This is a genomic window from Mesorhizobium sp. B1-1-6 (assembly GCF_006443035.1).
In the GTDB taxonomy this organism is placed as follows: domain Bacteria; phylum Pseudomonadota; class Alphaproteobacteria; order Rhizobiales; family Rhizobiaceae; genus Mesorhizobium.
In genome coordinates this window covers 106,820-123,000 of sequence record NZ_VFWR01000011.1, presented here as the reverse complement: position 1 = coordinate 123,000, position 16,181 = coordinate 106,820, and the positions used below count along the sequence as shown (strand labels likewise).

Genomic DNA, 16,181 nt, shown 5'->3' with positions numbered 1-16,181 from the left:
GGGCGGGGAGGGTTCATGAACCAGACATCGATTTTCTGGCCTGTTCTGGCGCACGTGTTGCTGGTCTACATCGTCTATGGCGCCATGGCCCGGCGCAGGTATGTCGCCATCCAATCGGGCGAAGCCAAAGTCAGCCAGTACAAGGCGCGCTCGACCGAGCCGGCCTCCTGCGTGACAGTTGCCAGCAACCTCAGCAACCAGTTCGAACTGCCGGTGCTTTTCTATGTGCTGTGCCTGATGTTGCACTTGACCAACGGCGTCAACTATCTGACCTTGGCCCTGATGTGGATCTTTGTCGCGACCCGCTATTTTCATGCCTGGGTTCACCTGACCAGCAACAATCTGCTCCTGCGCAGCCGGTCTTTTTCCCCTGGGGGCAGTGATTCTTTTGCTGGGCTGGATCTGGCTCGCGCTGCACCTGCTCCGGGTGGTTTGAGCAGTACTCCCCTTCGTTGGGGCGCTCCGCCTACAAATCGAACACCGCTATTTTGCGCTTGTCGAACTTGATGCCGATCTCGCCGCGCACCAGCTTCAGCGCCGCCTCGCCGAAAACGGCGCGGCGCCAGCCCTGCAGCGCCGGCACGTCGGCGGCTTCGCCTTCGGCAGCGATGCGGTCGATGTCGTCGCTGGAAGCCAGGACCTTCGATGCGACGCCTTGCTTTTCGGCCACGATCCTGAGCAGCACCTTCAACAGCTCCGCGGCGGCGCTCGATCCCTCGGGCGGCTGAAAACTCTTTGGCAGCTTCGGCAATTGCTCCTTGGGCAGAGCTAGTGCGGTGTTGACCGCGCCAAGCAGCGCCGCCGCGGTCGAGGAGCGCTCCCAGCCCTTCGGTATCGTGCGCAGCTTGGCCAGCGCGGCCGCGTCGCGCGGCGCCTGCTGCGCCACCTCGTAGATGGCGTCGTCCTTGAGCACGCGGCCGCGGGGTACGTCGCGTTCGCGCGCCTCGCGCTCGCGCCATGCCGCCACGGCCTGCACGATCGCCAGCTCCTGCGGCTTGCGCAGCCGCATCTTCAGCCGCTTCCAGGCATCCTCGGGGTGCGGATCGTAGGTTTCGCGCGAGGTCAGGACGTCCATCTCCTCGTTCAGCCAGTGGGCGCGGTTCTCCCGCTCCAGTTCGGCGCTGAGATGCTGGTAGACCTCGATAAGATGGGTGACGTCGGCAAGCGCATAGTCGAGCTGCTTTTCGGACAGCGGCCGGTGGCGCCAGTCGGTGAAGCGCGAGGACTTGTCGAGCCGCGCGCCGGTGACGCGCTGCACGAGCTGATCGTAGGAAACGCTGTCGCCGAACCCGCAGACCATCGCCGCAACCTGGGTATCGAACACCGGATGGGGAACGAGATCGCCCAGATGGACGATGATTTCGATGTCCTGCCGCGCGGCATGGAAGACTTTGACGACAGATTCATTGGCCATCAGCCTGAAAAACGGCTTCAGGTCGATGTCTGGCGACAGCGGATCGATCAGCGCCGTTATTCCGGGCGCCGCCATCTGGATCAGGCACAGGATCGGCCAGAAGGTCGTTTCCCGGATGAATTCGGTGTCGACGGTGACGAAATCCGATTTTTCGAAAGCGGCGAGAACGGTCTCGAGTTCTTTTTGGGTGGTGATGACGTGCATCAAATCGCTTTTGGCAGGAGTAGGGTCTTCCTAGATTTCAGCCGGGAAGGCTTTCGTCAAGCGTTGGCGCTCGCATCACGGCCCGTCCGGCCCGTCCGGATCGCCGTTTCTTCTCGCCAGCCGGGCGAAAACCGTCGAGGTGCGCAACAGCGCGGTGAAGCGGCTGCGCTTGCCAGCCGGCACGCCCGATCGTGCCCGCATCCGATAGAGGATGACGGCGATGAAGATTGCATAGACCAGCGCGCTGAACACGAACAGCGCGCTTGGGCCAAAATACTGCATCGCCGTCGATGCGGCGAAAGGGCCGCCAATGGCGCCGAAGGAATAAAACAGCATCAAGGCGGCGTTGATCAGAACGAACTCGCCCGCGCCGGCGCGGTCGTTGGAGTGCGCCGCCGACAGCGAGTAGAGCGGCATGGCGAAACAGCCGAAGATGAAAATGATGAGGAAGTTGAGAAACGGGTCGGCTCCCGCCACGAACGCAAGCGCCAGCGCTGCCAGCATGGCGCAGCATGTCGTCGCCAGCAGCACCGAGCGCCGGTCCCAGCGATCGGAGAGATAGCCTAGCGGGTATTGGATGAGTGCGCCGCCGAAGATACCGACGCTGACGAAGGTTACGACATCGGCGACAGACATGCCGATCTGCTCGGCATAGACCGGCGACAGCGTGCGGAACGCGCTGTTGGTGACGCCGACGGCGATGCAGCCGAAACAGCCGAGCGGCGAGATGCGCCAGACCCGCGCCAGGTCGAGCTTGACGTCTTCCGGCGGCGTCGGGTTGGAGCGATCGCCCAGCGATACCGGCACCAGCGACAGCGTGATCATCATCGACATGATGGCGAATATGGCGAAGCCGCCTGCTCCGAAGATCGGGATGAGGAACTGCGCGCCGGTGACCGAGCCGATGTCGACCATGCGGTAGATGGCAAGCACGCGGGCGCGGTCCTTGTTGCTGACCCCGGAGTTGAGCCAGGCCTCCATCACCGTGAACAGGCCGGCGAAGCAGAAACCGCCGGCAAAACGCACCGCGCACCACATCACCGGGTCGATGACCAGAACCAGGAGCAATGTGCCGGCCGAGGCGGCCGCGGCCAGCGCCGAGAAGGTCCTGACATGGCCGACCGCCTTCAGGATGCGGGTGACGGCCAGGCAGCCGAGCAGGAAGCCGGCGAAATAGAACGTGCCCATCAGGCCGATGTCGGAAGCCGAAAAACCTTCCTGCGCGCCGCGCAGCGCGATCAGCGTGCTTTGCAGCCCATTGCCGCCGAGCAGGATGCCTGCGGCGATGAGGAGCGGGATCAGCGGACGGATGGAGGACATTAAGAGGCGATCACATGTCTGTGATCCCTACTTGAACCATCGCTTCCGTCAATACCAGCGGCAATTCCCCGCGCCAACAGGATGTGTCCGCCTTTCTGTTCAAGGAAGTCGGCGCCTGCCTCCTCGACGTCCCACGGCGAACCGCCCGGCTGCTCCCGACGCGATGGCTATTCCCGCGAGGACAGCGATGAGCCCGACAATTAGGTTTGCATTGATTTGCTCACCGAGAAAGACGGCGCCGAAGATCGATGCCGTCACGGGGTTCACGGCAACTGAAACGGCAACCAGCGTTGGCGGCGCACGTTCAAGCGCGAACGCCCAGAGGAAGAAGATCAGGGCGCCGCAAATTACGGCCAGGTATCCGCTGGCAACCCATTGCGACGCCTCAAGCGCGGCAAGTCGCGTCAGGCCTCCAGTCAAAGTCGACAGCGCCAACAGGCAGGCCGTGCCGACGGCCATGCCAAACGCGGCGAATGATGTCGGCGCGCAGCGGGTGAGAAAAGGTCGCGACCAGACATTGTAGAGCGCCATGCAGAATGCCGCCGCGATCATCAGGAGGTCTCCGCGCCAGGCGCCCTGGGGAGCTGTCGTCAGGCTGCTGCCAAGCGCGACAGCCACTCCGGCCATCGCGACCAGGACGCCGACGATCTTGCGCGTCGTCGGCGGTTCGATCCCTAGAACCGCGCCTGCGAGCATTGTGAGCACAGGCAGCGTCGAAAGCGCCAGAGCTCCTCGCGCCGCCGTCGTGTAGACAAGGGCTCCGTTGAAGAGCACCGGGAATAGGCCGAAGAACAGCAGGCCCAATGCGGCGGCGCCCGGCCAATCGCTTTTCGCAGGCCACTTGTCCCGCCGCAGAAGCGCTACGGCGGCGAGCACTAGAAAACCACCCCCGAACCGGATCGCGCCGATGGTGAGCGGATCCAGCGAACGCGCGAGATAGCGCGTTGCACCGACAGCGGTGCCGCCAAAGGCGCTGGAGAGAATCGCCGCGAGCACGCCTCCAGTTTCCATCGCTTCCCCTCTGCCAGTTCGGAGTCCAGCGGTATCGGGCAAACCGGGTAAAAGGAATCGAATAAATGCAATGAGCTTGATAAGCTTGCGCAATGAGCAGTCGGAGTCTCGATCCGGAATTGTTGCGGACTTTCGTCGTCGTTGCCGAGCGGCTCTCTTTCACGCGAGCCGCCGAGCAGCTCAATCGAACGCAAGCCACCGTCAGCTTGCAGGTGAAGCGCCTTGAAGAGCGCCTCGACATTTCGCTGTTCCGTCGATCGACGGCCCATGTCGAGCTTACGGCCGCCGGCGAGGGGTTTCTGATCGACGCACGCCGCATTCTTGCACTTAACGAGCAGGCGATTGCCCGTGTCTCCAACCAACGGGTAGCGGGACGCATCCGGATAGGCGTCATGGAGGACTACGGCACCAAGATCCTGCCACGCCTCCTCGCCGATATCGCCGTGCGATTTCCGCTCATGCAGGTCGAAATGGAGATCGGCCTCACGGCGCGGCTGCTGAAACGGCTCGGCTCATCATTTGACGCGGTCATCGCCATGCATCCGGAAGGTGTGGCCGAGGGCGATCTGATACGCCGCGAAAGAGCGATATGGGCGGCGGCGAGGACCCACTCTGTCGAAGAACTCGATCCGCTGCCCGTCGCGTTGTCGGACCCCGATTGCTTGTTTCGCGCATGGGCGATTGACGCGCTCGACAGAGCGGGCCGGCCGTGGCGACTGGCCTATGTCAGCCCGAGCCTTGCCGCGACGGAGGCGATCGTCGAGCAGGGCCTTGCGGTTACCGTGGTCAAGGGCAGCATGCTCGCGCCCGGCCTGCGCGATGTCCATCCTGGCCCTTATGTGCCGCCGCTGCCCGGGGCGGAGATCCGCCTTCATCGGGCCACAACGTCTTCCGCAAGCGCCGTATTGGTCGTCGATCACCTCGCGCATCGCCTGCGGCTGTCAAGCCTTGGTTCATAGGGCGACCTGCGCGCCGGCGAATGCTCCGAAAGAACCCGTCAACCCGGGTTCGTTGCCCTGGCCCTCCGCCCACTCGCCTTGACAAACCGGGCCTCCCATGCGCTTTTCGCGCAAATTTTTCAGGCCGGGCCGCGATGCTTCGGCCGGCAACCCAACATCCCGGACTTTTGCCCATGACAATGCACCGTTACCGCAGCCATACCTGTGCCCAGTTGAGAAAGAGCGACGTCGGCGCTTCCGTTCGCCTGTCGGGCTGGGTGCATCGCGTGCGCGACCATGGCGGCCTGCTGTTCATCGACCTGCGCGACCACTATGGCCTGACCCAAATCGTCGCCGATCCCGATTCGCCGGCCTTCAAGATCGCCGAAACAGTGCGCGGCGAATGGGTGATCCGCGTCGACGGCGAGGTCAAGGCGCGCCTGCCTGAAACCACCAATGCCAACCTGCCGACCGGCGAGATCGAGATTTTCGCGCGCGAGATCGAAGTGCTTTCGGCGGCCAAGGAATTGCCGCTGCCGGTCTTCGGCGAGCCGGACTATCCCGAGGACATCAGGCTGAAATACCGCTTCCTCGACCTGCGCCGCGAGACGCTGCACAGGAACATCGTGGCGCGCACGAAGATCATCGCCGAGATGCGCAAGCGCATGGGCGAGGTCGGCTTCACCGAATTCTCGACGCCGATCCTCACCGCATCGTCGCCCGAAGGCGCGCGCGACTTCCTGGTGCCGTCGCGCATTCACCCCGGCACTTTCTATGCGCTGCCGCAGGCGCCGCAGCAATACAAGCAGCTGATCATGGTCTCGGGTTTCGATCGTTATTTCCAGATCGCGCCCTGCTTCCGCGACGAGGATCCGCGCGCCGACCGCCTGCCCGGCGAATTCTACCAGCTCGACCTCGAAATGAGCTTTGTCGAGCAGGATGACGTGCTTTCCACCATGGCGCCGGTGATGACATCGGTCTTCGAGGCCTTTGCCAACGGCAAGCCCGTCACGAAGGACTGGCCGCGCATTCCCTATGATGTTGCGATGCGCAAATACGGTACCGACAAGCCGGATCTGCGCAACCCGATCGAGATGCAGGCGGTCTCCGACCATTTTCGTGATTCCGGCTTCAAGGTCTTCGCCAACATCCTGGCCAACGATCCCAAGGCCGAGGTCTGGGCCATTCCGGCCAAGACCGGGGGCAGCCGTGCCTTCTGCGACCGCATGAACAGCTGGGCGCAAGGCGAGGGGCAGCCCGGATTGGGCTACATCTTCTGGCGCAAGGAAGGCGAGAAACTCGAAGGCGCGGGTCCGCTTGCCAAGAACATCGGCGAGGAGCGCACCGAGGCGATCCGCCTTCAGCTGGGCCTTGCCGATGGCGATGCCGCCTTCTTCGTCGCCGGCGATCCCAAGAAATTCGTCTCCTTCGCGGGTGCTGCGCGCACCCGCGCCGGCGAGGAACTGAACCTGGTCGACCGCGACCGTTTCGAGCTGTGCTGGATCGTCGACTTTCCGTTCTTCGAGTGGAACGAGGACGAGAAGAAGATCGATTTCGCCCACAATCCGTTTTCGATGCCGCAGGGCGGCATCGACGCCCTCAACAACCAGGAGCCGCTCGGCATCAAGGCATTCCAGTACGACGCCGTGTGCAACGGCTTCGAGATTGCCTCGGGCGGCATCCGCAACCATTTGCCCGAAACCATGGTCAGGGCCTTCGAGATGGTCGGACTGGATCGCCAGACCGTCGAGGAGCGCTTTGGCGGCCTTTACCGTGCGTTTCAGTACGGCGCCCCGCCGCACGGCGGAGCGGCATTCGGTATCGACCGCGTCGTGATGTTGCTGGTGGGCGCCAAGAACCTGCGCGAGATCACCATGTTCCCGATGAACCAGCAGGCTTACGACCTGTTGATGAATGCGCCGTCGGAAGCCACGCCGCAGCAGCTTCGCGACTTGTCGCTGCGTGTCGCACCGATCAAGAAAGAGGCATGATGGCGCTTCGGACGGCGCTTTAAAGAAGCCTCCGAAGTGACTCGTTCGATTGAGAATCGCAGACAAAAGCCCGGCATCGCTGCCGGGCTTTTCGTATCTTGAAGCAAGTCGAGGTCGCTTCGATCAGTCTTCGTTGGCCTTGACGGTGACGCCGAGCGTCTTCGGCAGGTCGGTCGGATTGGACATGGCGCCCGCCATGATCAGTGCGAACGGCACCGACGCTGGCGGCTTAGCCGAGATTTCGAGGCTCTTCGGATCGTCGAGATATTTGCCGACCGCCGCCGTTACCTGCGCCGTCAGCTCGGGATTGTTGAGCTGCGCCATGCCGAACGGCACGATCGCCTTGGCCTGGTTGGCGATATCCTTGCCCGACATGCCTTGCTGCTTGCCGACATAGTCCAGCACCTTGCCCGTCAGCGAATCGTCGTCGAAACGGATCGAGGCGCTGTTGAAGGAAAGCTGCTGCAACAGGCCGAGCATGGCCATGCCTTGCGCCGAGTTGTCGGCCCCTTCGGGCTGCGCGGCCATCTTCTTCTGCATTTCCTGCAGCGACTTGATGAAGTCGAGCGTGTAGCCGCCGAGATCGAAGGTCATGCCGAGCGTGCCGGCATTCTCGACCGAAATGTTGTATTTCGACAGCTCCATCTTGCCGTCAGTGGGCTGCCAGGTGCCGGCCATCTCGAAATTGCCCGCAATGTTCTGGTAGCCGAGTGCGTTGATGACTTCCTTCGACTTGGGATCCTCGACCAGCGTCAGGTCGGCATTGAACTTCTCGGTGGTGCCGGTGAATTTCATCGCTTGGCCGTCGGCCGGCGGCGTGATTTCGATGGCAAGCCCGTCCATCGAGAAAGCGGTCTTGTCGGCGATCTTGACCCTCATGTTCGAGAGTTCGGCGGACTTGTACATCATCAGCGAGCCCAGCGGGCCGCTGGCGCCGCTGGCCGGAACCATCATGTCGTGGATGACGAGGGGGCTTAAATTGAGGGTGACGCCGTCCGTGCTATGTTCGAATGCCGAGGTCGACACGGTTGCGATATCATAGCCGCCATTGGCTTCGGTCACGCCTTCGAGTTTGACGTCGCCGATCGCAAGGGCTTCTTTTTCCGCGCCCGGTTTGATGGATACGCCCTGCAACACCATGCTGGCGTTGTCGCCGGTCACGCCGGTCCAGGAGATGTTGACGCCCTGCGCGGCAAGTGCCGCCTTCAGCCGGTCGGCGACCGCGGTGTCCTGGGCGAGCGCCGCGTTCAGCGGCAGTGTGAGCAAGAAGGTCGAAAAGGCGAATTTCCTGAGAGTCGAGCGTTTGATTGTCATCGCGAATGCCCCTGCGAGTGTCCTGAAAATTATTTTTCAATTTTTGGCGCCATCACCCTTCAGTGACGAACTGGACGGGAAAAAGGCGCATCCCGCCACAATGGTCAAAAATCGCGGCGAAAGGCAAACTCGATCCGAACATGCTGGAGACCGGGCCGCCCGGCGTCGTCGCGCTTCGCAATAGAGACGGCATGTAACGGATTGATGTTGGCTGGCGGGCTTGCCTGCGGCTTCGTGTTGCAGGGCAGGGCATGCACCCACTTCAAGGCTTGCCCTCTTGCCGCGAATCACCCGCTCGGCTAGTTCCAGCCCATGGGAAAAAGGCTTTTGCCGCCTGACAATGGTGGCGGCGATCACATCGAACCGGTCGATCTGAAGAAGGCGCTCGAAGAGCGCTATCTTGCCTATGCGCTGTCGACCATCATGCACCGGGCGCTGCCCGATGTCCGCGACGGGCTGAAGCCCGTCCATCGCCGCATCATGCACGCCATGCGCCTGCTGCGCCTCAACCCCGACCAAGGCTTCGCCAAATGCGCTCGTATCGTCGGCGAGGTGATGGGCAAGTTCCACCCGCATGGCGACCAGTCGATCTACGATGCGCTGGTGCGGCTGGCGCAGGATTTCTCGATGCGCTACCCCTTGGTCGACGGCCAGGGCAATTTCGGCAACATTGACGGCGATAACGCCGCCGCCATGCGCTACACCGAAGCGCGCATGACCGATGTGGCGACCGAGCTGCTCGCGGGCATCACCGAGGATGCCGTCGACTACCGGCCGACCTACAATGAGGAGGACGAGGAGCCGGTGGTGCTCCCGGGCGCCTTCCCCAATCTGCTGGCCAATGGCTCGTCCGGCATCGCTGTCGGCATGGCGACATCGATCCCGCCGCACAACGCGGCCGAACTTTGCGACGCCGCCCTTCACCTGATCGAGCATCGGGACGCGCCGGTGGCCAAGCTGATGGATTTCGTCCAGGGCCCGGATTTCCCGACCGGCGGCATCATCGTCGATAGCCGAGCCTCCATCCTCGAATCCTATGAAATCGGCCGTGGCGGCTTTCGCGTGCGGGCAAAATGGAGCCAGGAAGACCAGGGCAGGGGCACCTGGAGCATCGTCGTCACCGAAATCCCCTATGGCGTGCAGAAGGCGCGGCTGATCGAGAAGATCGCCGAGCTCCTGATGGCGCGCAAATTGCCGCTGCTCGAGGACATCAGGGACGAGAGCGCCGAGGACATCCGCGTCGTGCTGGTGCCCAAGAGCCGTTCCGTCGATCCCGGCATCCTGATGGAATCGCTGTTCAAGCTCACCGAGCTTGAAAGCCGTTTCCCGCTCAACATGAACGTGCTGTCGCGCGGCAAGGTGCCCAATGTCCTGTCGCTGAAGGGCGTGCTGCAGGAATGGCTCGAGCATCGCCGCGACGTGCTGATCCGCCGCTCGAAACATCGCCTCGGCGAGATCGAAAGACGGCTGGAGATCCTTGCCGGCTACCTGATCGCCTATCTCAATATCGACGAGGTGATCAAGATCATCCGCGAGGAGGATGAGCCCAAGCAGGTCATGATGGCCCGCTGGTCGCTCACCGACACCCAGGCCGAAGCCATTCTCAACATGCGCCTGCGCGCCCTGCGCAAGCTGGAAGAATTCGAGATCCGCAAGGAATTCGACGGCCTCACTGCCGAAAAGAAGCAGATCGAGGCGCTGCTTGCGTCCGAAGCCAAGCAATGGGGGACGATCAAGTGGGAGGTTGCGAGCCTGCGGGACAAATTCGGCCCCGAGACCGAGCTCGGTAAGCGCCGCACCCAGTTCGCCGACGCGCCCGAGCATGACCTGACTGACATCGCACATGCTATGATCGAGCGCGAGCCGGTCACCGTGGTGGTTTCGGAAAAGGGCTGGCTGCGGGCGATGAAGGGTCATCTGACCGATCATTCGCAGCTTGCGTTCAAGGAAGGCGACAGCCTTAAACTCGCCTTCCATGCGCAGACGACCGACAAGATCCTGGTGTTCACCACCGGCGGCAAATTCTACACGATCGGCGCCGATCGGCTGCCAGGCGGGCGCGGCCATGGCGAGCCGATCCGCATCATCGTCGACATGGACAATGACCAGGACATCGTCACCGCCTTCGTCCACGATCCGAAGCGCAAGCTGCTGCTGGTCTCGCATGACGCCAACGGTTTCATCGTGCCGGAGGAAGAGGTCGTCGCCAACACCCGCAAGGGCAAGCAGGTGATGAACGTCAAGGCGCCCGACGAAGCCAAGCGCTGCGTGCCGGTCGGCGGCGATCATCTGGCTATCGTCGGCGAGAACCGAAAGATGCTGGTGTTTCCGCTGTCCGACATTCCGGAAATGAGCCGCGGCAAGGGCGTGCGGCTGCAGAAATACAAGGATGGCGGGCTTCTCGATCTCAAGCCGTTTACGCTGGAGACCGGCCTTTCCTGGCAGGATTCGGCCGACCGCACCTTTATAAGGTCGCGCGAGGAATTGGCCGAATGGATCGGCGCCCGCGCGTCGGCTGGCCGCATGGTGCCGAAGGGTTTCCCGAGGACCGGGAAATTTGGGTAATCTCCCCCCTCGAGGGGGAGATGCCGCCGAAGGCGACAGAGGGGGTCGGTTCGACTGGACGCAACCTCATCGCTTTGAACAAAGAATGCTAGCGCCTTACGCGCGGCTACCCCCTCTGGCCTGCCGGCCATCTCCCCCTCGAGGGGGGAGATCCGCAGCTTCACCATCACCTTTTGAACTATCGTCACGATTGCTGCACTATATCAGAGCATAAGCTGCGGGATGGCCGGGGAGAGACGAGCGTTTGAAGGAAGCGAAAATCCAGAAACCGGGGCAGCGCCTGTTCGGTCTGTCGACGCCGCTCAGAGCCGCCGTCATCCCACCGCTCTCGGCGGCGCGCTGGCTGCTGGTGCTGATCGTTGCCGCCGGCGTCTATTTCTTCCACGGCTTCCTGTTCCCGGTGCTGGCCGCGCTGGTCATCGCCTTCGCAAGCTGGCCGCTTTACCGGCGGCTTTTGGCCGGTGTCGGCGGCAACCGCACCATCGCCGCCACCTTCGCCATATTGTTCATCCTTGCCTTCCTGGTCATACCGATCGCGCTCGCGGGCACCTACGCCATCAACGAGGTGCGCGAATGGGTCGGCTGGGCGATCGAGACCAACCGGCACGGCGCCCCGACACCGCACTGGATCGCCACGCTGCCTATCATAGGAGAATGGCTGAACCAGCAATGGACGACCAATCTCGGCCATCCCGGCGGCATCGGCGAACTGATCCAACTGGTCAGCGGCGCCAATATCGGCAGCATCTATCGCGGCGTCCTTGCCGCTGGCGGCAGCGCCTTCGGCCTGCTTTTGACGCTTTTGTTCATGATGATCGCGCTGTTCTTCGCCTATCGCGACGGCGAGCATTTCGCGGGCCAGGTCGATCGCCTGGGCGAGCGCATCCTGCCGACGAGGTGGGAGCGCATCTCGCGGGTCGTGCCGGCGACCATTTCCTCGACCGTGACCGGCATGACCGTCATCGCCATCGGCGAGGGATTGGTGCTCGGCATCGCCTACTGGCTGGCCGGCGTGCCGTCGCCCGTGACGCTTGGCGCGCTCACCGGGGTCATGGCGCTGATTCCCGGCGGGGCACCGCTGTCCTTCACGCTGGTTTCGATCTATCTCGCTGCCAGCGGCTCACCGGTGGCCGGCCTGGCTTTGTTCATCTGGGGGACGGTCGAACTGTTCATCGTCGACAAGACCTTGCGACCGAAGCTCGTCGGCGGGCCGATAAAACTGCCCTTCCTGCCGACCTTTTTCGGCCTGATCGGCGGCGTCAAGACGATGGGCTTTCTCGGCCTGTTCATCGGCCCGGTGCTGATGGCACTGCTGGTGGCGATCTGGCGCGAATGGCTGCGCGAGGTGGAAATGATGGACGAGATGCCTGCTTCCCCTGAACAGGAAGGCTCGCCGTCGCTGATCGAGATCGACGGCGAGGCGAAGAAGATTCAGGCCGGATGACGCACCGCAAGTGCGGCGCGGCGCCTGCGTCCGTCATGCAACTGCCACACCGAATGGACCACCAATGTGACGATCAGGATCGCGCCGCCGATCAGGCTGTTGCGTGACGGCGTTTCGGAAAAGATCAGCCATACCCACACCGGTGCCAGCACGGTCTCCAGAAGGTAGAACATCGCCACTTCCGGTCCGGAGATGTATTTGGGGCCGGCCGCCAGGCAGAAGAACGAAATCGGCATGATCACGGCGCCATTAAAGATGATCCACCAGGGCGCGCTCACATGGATGCCTTCACCTGACACCATGAAGGCCGCCAGCACGAGCGACGGAACCACCCCGACGAGCGCCGTGAAGCCCATGTCCTTGCCGCTGGCCCGCGAAATGGTGATGGCCACGGAAATGAAGAAGGCCGAACACAGCGCCATGAAATTGCCGAACAGGTGTCCGGTGCCGACAGATCCGCCGACGATTACCAGCACGCCGAGGATCATGACCTGCATCGCCGCGAGCGTCACCGCCCGCGGCTTTTCCTGGAGAAACAACCAGGACAAGAGCGCAGCGAACACCGTGTTGAAGGCCAGGATGAACACCAGGTCGGCGGTCGAGGTGTAGAAGACGGCGGTGACGAACGTGATCGAGGTCAGCCCGTAGCATATCGCGGCCGCAAGTCCCGACCAGCCTGGAATGAGCTCGGGCGCGTTTCGGCTCAGCGCCCGCCAGACAGCCCATGTGATCATTGCGGCGATGAAGGTGGCGGCCCCGCGCAAGAGCAGGATCGTCCATGCGCCGCCATCGGCGAGGCGGATCAGCGGAATGTCGAGGGTCAGCGTTAGGCCGCCAATGGCGGTTATCAGAAGGCCCTTCTGGTGGTCGCTGTGGGACGTCATTTGCAAACTTTCGTAATGAAATACAGATGGGACAGCCGATCGGCGCAATGACGCACTCTCCCGCCAAGCGGCTGAAAGACCAGCATCCCCTGCGTTGAAACAGTTAAACGTGGATCTTGGAAAAACTCAGCGTGAGACCGCTTCGTTGGTGTAGCGCTCCCAGCCCTTCGGGCCGAGATGCTCCTGCGGCATGAAGCGCATCTTATAATTCATCTTGCGCGAGCCGTTGACCCAGTATCCCAGGTAGACATGGGGCAGCCCCATCGCCCTGGCGCGAGCGATGTGATCGAGGATCATGAACGTGCCGAGAGACCGCTCCTCGAAGTCGGGATTGAAGTAGGAATACACCATCGACAGGCCGTCGGCCATCTTGTCGGTGAGCGCCACCGCGATCAGCTCGCCCTGTCCCTTGCCGGTGATGAAAGTATCGGGCCCGCGCCGGCGATATTCGATGACCTTGGTGTCGACATGGGTGTCCTCGACCATCATGGCGTAGTCCAGAACCGTCATGTCCGACATGCCGCCGCGGCGGTGGCGGGCATCGAGATAGCTGCGGAACAGCGAATATTGTTCGGTCGAGGGCTCGGCATTGTGCATGGCGCCGACGAGATCGGAATTGTGCTGCAGCACGCGCTTCATGTTGCGGCTGGCGACGAATTCCTGCGCCAGGATGCGCACGGAGACGCAGGCGCGGCAGGTTTCGCAGGCCGGCCTGTAGGCGATGTTCTGGGAGCGGCGGAACCCGCCTTGGGTCAGGAGATCATTCATCTCTGACGCCTTGTCGCCGACCAGATGCGTGAACACCTTGCGCTCGAACTGGCCGTCGAGATAGGGGCACGGCGACGGCGCGGTCAGGAAGAACTGCGGCGACTGGGTCGGGTGCTGCGTCATCGAGTCTCGGAAACACTCCTTCGAATCGCTCTACCTTTGGCGCGGAAAGCGAAAAATTCAACAGGATTGTGAAGGCGTGGCCATGCGGACGCCTTCACATTTGTGCCGACGCCGCGGCGATGCTTGCGAAAATGCGCCTCAGCGGCCGGTGCGGCTGACCACCGTGCCGAGCAGCAGGTCGTGCAGCGTGCGCTTGCGATCGGAAAACAGCGTCACCAGCAGCACCAGCGGCGACAGGATGACGTTGCCGGCCCAGAACAGCACCGAATGGACCACTGCCGTGAGCCCGTCGATCGGCCTGCCGTCGAGCCGATCGAGCCGGATGCCCATCATCTTCATGCCCGTGGTCGCCTGGTCGGCGCTGCCAAGCGTGTTCCAGATGTAGAGAATCGCGACGGCCGGGACCAGGACGCCAAACAGCATCCAGCCAAGGCCGAGGGTCAAAAGCCCGAGGAAGAACACCAGGATGGCGACAGGGATGGTGAGCAGCGCGACAATGACATAGTCGATCATGACCGCCAGGACACGCCGCGTGCGTACCCCTTCATAGGCCCTCACGTCGTCGAGCCTGGTATTGATGATTTCACCGTCGAGAACGCGAGCGTTCATGTCATTTCCTCGTAACAGGGGCCTGCTTAGCCTGCGCCCCACCTGCTGGGAAAATGGTAAAGGCTGATGGCGGAATCAAGATCGAGCCTTTCCCGGTGCGCAAGGCGGGGGAAGCGGCCGGCGGGCCGGTTGAATTCGCGCCTGACATGGCGTTAGCTTGTTGCGGCGCACCAAAAGCGCCAAGGGGCAGGGACGGGCAGGATGGATTACGACATGCTGGTCATTGGCAGCGGCCCTTCCGGCCGTCGTGCCGCTGTACAATCGGCCAAACTCGGCAAATCGGTACTGGTCGTCGACAGGGGGCGGCGCCTGGGCGGCGTTTCCGTGCACACGGGCACCATTCCGTCGAAGACGCTGCGCGAAACCGTGCTCAATCTCTCGGGCTGGCGTGAGCGCGGCTTCTATGGGCGCGGCTATCGGGTTAAGCAGGACATCTCGGTCGGAGACTTGGTCGAGCGCCTGCACAAGACGCTCGACCACGAGGTCGAGGTGCTGCAGCACCAGTTCATGCGCAACACGGTCAAGAGCTCCCGCGCCGCGGTGAAATTTCTCGGGCCCAACAGGGTCAGCCTGACATCGGACAATGGCGACTACAGCGAGGTCGGCTTCGCCAATGCGCTGATCGCCGTCGGCACCAGGCCGCACCGGCCGGGCGACGTGCCGTTCGACAAGAGCCGCGTGTTCGACAGTGACGAAATGCTCGAGCTCGACCGCTTGCCGCGCACGCTGACGGTCATCGGCGCCGGGGTCATCGGCGTCGAATACGCGACGATCTTTTCGGCACTCGACGTGCCGGTGACGCTGGTCGAGCCGCGCAACACGATCCTCGATTTCGTCGACCGCGAGATCGTCGACGACTTCATCCACCAGATGCGCGACCGCGGCATGACCATCCGGCTGGGAAGCGCCGTGAAGGAGATTGCCTCCAGGCCCGACCATGCAGAGGTCACGCTGGCCGACGGGCGCACCATACGTTCCGAGATCGTGCTCTACGCCGCGGGCCGCACCGGCAATGTCGGTAGCCTCGGCCTCGATGCGGTCGGCATCGAGGCTGACTCCAGGGGACGCATCAAGGTCGATCCGCACACCTTCCAGACCAGCGTGCCCAACATTTACGCCGCCGGCGACGTGATCGGCTTTCCGAGCCTGGCCTCCACCTCGATGGAGCAGGGCCGGGTAGCCGCGTGCCATGCTTTCGGCGTGACCTTGCCGCCGCCGCCGGAAACCTTTCCTTATGGCATTTACGCGGTGCCCGAGATCTCCACCGTCGGCCAATCCGAGGAACAGGTGCGCGAGAGCGGCGCCGCCTACGAGGTTGGCGTGGCCCGTTTCCGCGAGACCTCGCGGGGCCACATCATGGGCGTCAACACCGGCTTCCTGAAGCTTCTGTTCTCGATCGAGACACGCCGCTTGCTCGGCGCGCATATCGTCGGCGAGGGCGCCACCGAACTGATTCACATCGGCCAGGCGGTGATCAATCTGGGTGGCACGGTCGACTTCTTTGTCAATAATACATTCAACTATCCCACGCTGGCCGAGGCCTATAAGATCGCCGGGCTGGACGCCTGGAACAGGATGGGGCAGGGATAACCCTGT

Annotated in this window: 12 protein-coding genes and 1 pseudogene; 6 read left to right on the top strand and 7 right to left on the bottom strand. The window is 62.8% G+C overall.

Annotation, left to right across the window (positions count from 1 at the left end):
* Nucleotides 1-15: 15 nt before the first annotated feature.
* Nucleotides 16-436, top strand: a pseudogene (locus FJ979_RS22135) (MAPEG family protein).
* Nucleotides 437-466: 30 nt separating this feature from the next.
* Here FJ979_RS22135 and rnd read toward each other — a convergent pair.
* From rnd to FJ979_RS22120, 3 genes are all read right to left on the bottom strand, one after another.
* The gene (gene rnd / locus FJ979_RS22130; RefSeq protein ID WP_140494108.1) at nt 467-1,618 is read right to left on the bottom strand and encodes a ribonuclease D; all 1,152 of its coding nucleotides are present in this window, start codon (nt 1,616-1,618) and stop codon (nt 467-469) included.
* Between the two features lie 75 nt (nt 1,619-1,693).
* On the bottom strand, nt 1,694-2,938 hold the full coding sequence (locus FJ979_RS22125) for an MFS transporter (RefSeq protein WP_140494106.1): 1,245 nt from the start codon (nt 2,936-2,938) through the stop codon (nt 1,694-1,696).
* Between the two features lie 99 nt (nt 2,939-3,037).
* Entirely contained in the window at nt 3,038-3,949 is a 912-nt protein-coding gene (locus tag FJ979_RS22120; RefSeq protein ID WP_140515818.1) for a DMT family transporter, read from the bottom strand.
* 92 nt (nt 3,950-4,041) lie between these two features.
* Between FJ979_RS22120 and FJ979_RS22115 the strand changes: the two genes are divergently transcribed.
* Together FJ979_RS22115 and aspS are read left to right on the top strand one after the other, a co-directional pair.
* Entirely contained in the window at nt 4,042-4,908 is an 867-nt protein-coding gene (locus FJ979_RS22115; RefSeq protein WP_140583750.1) for a LysR family transcriptional regulator, read from the top strand.
* Nucleotides 4,909-5,087: 179 nt separating this feature from the next.
* Nucleotides 5,088-6,878, top strand: a complete 1,791-nt coding sequence (gene aspS / locus FJ979_RS22110; protein WP_181167403.1) for an aspartate--tRNA ligase — start codon at nt 5,088-5,090, stop codon at nt 6,876-6,878.
* Nucleotides 6,879-7,001: 123 nt separating this feature from the next.
* Here aspS and FJ979_RS22105 read toward each other — a convergent pair whose 3' ends face one another.
* Nucleotides 7,002-8,192, bottom strand: a complete 1,191-nt coding sequence (locus FJ979_RS22105) for a hypothetical protein (protein ID WP_140560560.1) — start codon at nt 8,190-8,192, stop codon at nt 7,002-7,004.
* Nucleotides 8,193-8,504: 312 nt separating this feature from the next.
* Between FJ979_RS22105 and parC the strand changes: the two genes are divergently transcribed.
* Together parC and FJ979_RS22095 are read left to right on the top strand one after the other, a co-directional pair.
* Complete coding sequence (parC, locus tag FJ979_RS22100) at nt 8,505-10,757, top strand: DNA topoisomerase IV subunit A (RefSeq protein ID WP_140583748.1); 2,253 nt, start codon at nt 8,505-8,507, stop codon at nt 10,755-10,757.
* A 244-nt stretch (nt 10,758-11,001) separates the two neighbouring features.
* Nucleotides 11,002-12,201, top strand: coding sequence for an AI-2E family transporter (locus FJ979_RS22095; RefSeq protein WP_140583747.1), 1,200 nt, complete (start codon nt 11,002-11,004; stop codon nt 12,199-12,201).
* Here FJ979_RS22095 and FJ979_RS22090 read toward each other — a convergent pair.
* From FJ979_RS22090 to FJ979_RS22080, 3 genes are all read right to left on the bottom strand, one after another.
* On the bottom strand, nt 12,189-13,085 hold the full coding sequence (locus FJ979_RS22090) for a DMT family transporter (protein ID WP_140583745.1): 897 nt from the start codon (nt 13,083-13,085) through the stop codon (nt 12,189-12,191). The two genes, FJ979_RS22095 and FJ979_RS22090, sit on opposite strands and share 13 nt — an antisense overlap.
* Before the next feature lie 126 nt (nt 13,086-13,211).
* The gene (locus tag FJ979_RS22085) at nt 13,212-13,976 is read right to left on the bottom strand and encodes an arginyltransferase (protein WP_140494092.1); all 765 of its coding nucleotides are present in this window, start codon (nt 13,974-13,976) and stop codon (nt 13,212-13,214) included.
* A 138-nt stretch (nt 13,977-14,114) separates the two neighbouring features.
* The gene (locus FJ979_RS22080) at nt 14,115-14,585 is read right to left on the bottom strand and encodes an RDD family protein (protein WP_140494090.1); all 471 of its coding nucleotides are present in this window, start codon (nt 14,583-14,585) and stop codon (nt 14,115-14,117) included.
* Between the two features lie 201 nt (nt 14,586-14,786).
* Here FJ979_RS22080 and sthA point away from each other — a divergent pair, with 201 nt between their 5' ends.
* Nucleotides 14,787-16,175, top strand: a complete 1,389-nt coding sequence (gene sthA / locus FJ979_RS22075; RefSeq protein WP_140494088.1) for a Si-specific NAD(P)(+) transhydrogenase — start codon at nt 14,787-14,789, stop codon at nt 16,173-16,175.
* Nucleotides 16,176-16,181: the final 6 nt, after the last annotated feature.

Excerpts from the sequence above, each read along its gene's own strand:
- FJ979_RS22125 (WP_140494106.1), bottom strand. The coding sequence starts at position 2,938 with ATGTCCTCCATCCGTCCGCTGATCCCGCTCCTCATCGCCGCAGGCATC.
- FJ979_RS22080 (WP_140494090.1), bottom strand. The coding sequence starts at position 14,585 with ATGAACGCTCGCGTTCTCGACGGTGAAATCATCAATACCAGGCTCGAC.
- parC (WP_140583748.1), top strand. The coding sequence starts at position 8,505 with ATGGGAAAAAGGCTTTTGCCGCCTGACAATGGTGGCGGCGATCACATC.
- FJ979_RS22120 (WP_140515818.1), bottom strand. The coding sequence starts at position 3,949 with ATGGAAACTGGAGGCGTGCTCGCGGCGATTCTCTCCAGCGCCTTTGGC.
- FJ979_RS22090 (WP_140583745.1), bottom strand. The coding sequence starts at position 13,085 with ATGACGTCCCACAGCGACCACCAGAAGGGCCTTCTGATAACCGCCATT.
- FJ979_RS22085 (WP_140494092.1), bottom strand. The coding sequence starts at position 13,976 with ATGACGCAGCACCCGACCCAGTCGCCGCAGTTCTTCCTGACCGCGCCG.
- sthA (WP_140494088.1), top strand. The coding sequence starts at position 14,787 with ATGGATTACGACATGCTGGTCATTGGCAGCGGCCCTTCCGGCCGTCGT.
- rnd (WP_140494108.1), bottom strand. The coding sequence starts at position 1,618 with ATGCACGTCATCACCACCCAAAAAGAACTCGAGACCGTTCTCGCCGCT.
- FJ979_RS22115 (WP_140583750.1), top strand. The coding sequence starts at position 4,042 with ATGAGCAGTCGGAGTCTCGATCCGGAATTGTTGCGGACTTTCGTCGTC.
- FJ979_RS22105 (WP_140560560.1), bottom strand. The coding sequence starts at position 8,192 with ATGACAATCAAACGCTCGACTCTCAGGAAATTCGCCTTTTCGACCTTC.
- aspS (WP_181167403.1), top strand. The coding sequence starts at position 5,088 with ATGCACCGTTACCGCAGCCATACCTGTGCCCAGTTGAGAAAGAGCGAC.